Here is a 1,408-nt window from a genome sequence, read left to right as displayed (position 1 = left end):
CGAAACCGCCAGATTTTACTGAGATGGACCCGACGCCTCCCTTCGGGGGACACTATCGGCCTCAACCTGATACGTGGAGGTTCATCATGGAAATCGACATCCTCGGCATCGATCTCGCGAAACAGGTCTTCCAGCTTCATGGTGCCGACCGGCACGGCCAGCCGGTACATCGAGCAAAGGTCTCGCGCGGCTCGCTACTCGAGACGGTGCGAGCTTTGCAGCCGGGGATGGTCGTCATGGAAGCGTGCAGTACCGCACACCATTGGGCACGGCGGTTTCAGTCGCTTGGCATTGAGGTCCGGCTAATCAGCCCGCAATATGTCACTCCATTCGTCAAGACGAACAAGAACGACCGCAACGACGCCGAAGCGATCGTCGAGGCCGCGAGCCGGCCCGCGATGCGATTCGTTACTGTCAAATCGATTGAGCAACAAGACATTCAGGCTGCGCATCGTATGCGCGCAATCCTGCTGCGTCACCGTACTGCGATGATCAACCAGATGCGCGGCCTGCTCGGCGAACGAGGACTGACGATCTCACGCTCACCTGAGGCGTTCAAGCGCGCGATTCCTGAACTGCTAAGCAAGAGCGCCGACGAGCTGACGTCGTTTTGCCAAACGCTGTTGACCGAACTGCTGCAGCATCTACATGCGATTGAAGAGCGCATTCACTTGATCGAAACATCGATTCAGTCCTTCATGAAGCAGTCCACGTTGTGCAAGAAGATCGCACAAGTCCCCGGCATTGGCCCGATCACCGCCACCGCTGTAGTAGCCGCTGTCGGCGACGCCAAGCAATTCAGAAACGGCCGGCATCTGGCCGCCTGGCTCGGGCTGGTGCCACGTCAGTACTCTTCGGGAGGTAAGTCTCGACTACACGGTATCAGTCGGCGCGGTGACACATACTTGCGGACCTTGCTCATTCACGGTGCACGGGCGGTGTTGCGGTATGCCGTAGCGAAAACTGATCCACAAAGCCGCTGGCTGCAACAATTGATCGCGCGCCGCGGTCACAACTGCGCGGCTGTCGCATTGGCCAACAAGAATGCGCGCGTCATCCAGGTGCTGCTCAGCAGCGACACAATCTATACGGCTCGTAACGCGGCGGCATAAGCCCAAACCGCTTGCAGGGAGGGAATACCCACGCAGGTTTGCGAAGCTTCTCAAAGCGATGACGAAATTGGTTGAACCAGCATCCTGAAGCCTGTTTTTCGTGCCGGCGACCACTGCAGGTGCGCCGCGATTTTGCTAAGGCCAGGGTGCGCGGATCTCATCGAGGCTGCGGGCATGCTTCGGCAATGGCCCATCAGGCAAGCCGGATACATGCATGCAGACCGTTTCGACATCACGAACAAGAGGCTTGCAAAAGGCGTCGGGTCCATACATGCACGAAAAGGACGATTACCCCA

At 58.2% G+C, this 1,408-nt stretch carries 1 protein-coding gene; it reads left to right on the top strand.

Features of this window, described 5'->3' with window-relative positions; translation table 11 throughout:
- The first annotated feature begins 86 nt into the window (after positions 1-86).
- Complete coding sequence (locus HWX25_RS32555; protein ID WP_175912693.1) at positions 87-1,112, top strand: IS110 family transposase; 1,026 nt, start codon at positions 87-89, stop codon at positions 1,110-1,112.
- Positions 1,113-1,408 lie beyond the last annotated feature (296 nt).

This window comes from Burkholderia sp. BCC1640, assembly GCF_902833125.1.
GTDB lineage: Bacteria > Pseudomonadota > Gammaproteobacteria > Burkholderiales > Burkholderiaceae > Burkholderia > Burkholderia diffusa.
The sequence above is the reverse complement of the archived record's forward strand: the minus strand, read 5'-3'. Positions and strand labels throughout refer to the sequence as shown.

Coding starts and splice junctions, on each gene's coding strand:
- HWX25_RS32555 (WP_175912693.1), top strand. CDS start 87: ATGGAAATCGACATCCTCGGCATCGATCTCGCGAAACAGGTCTTCCAG.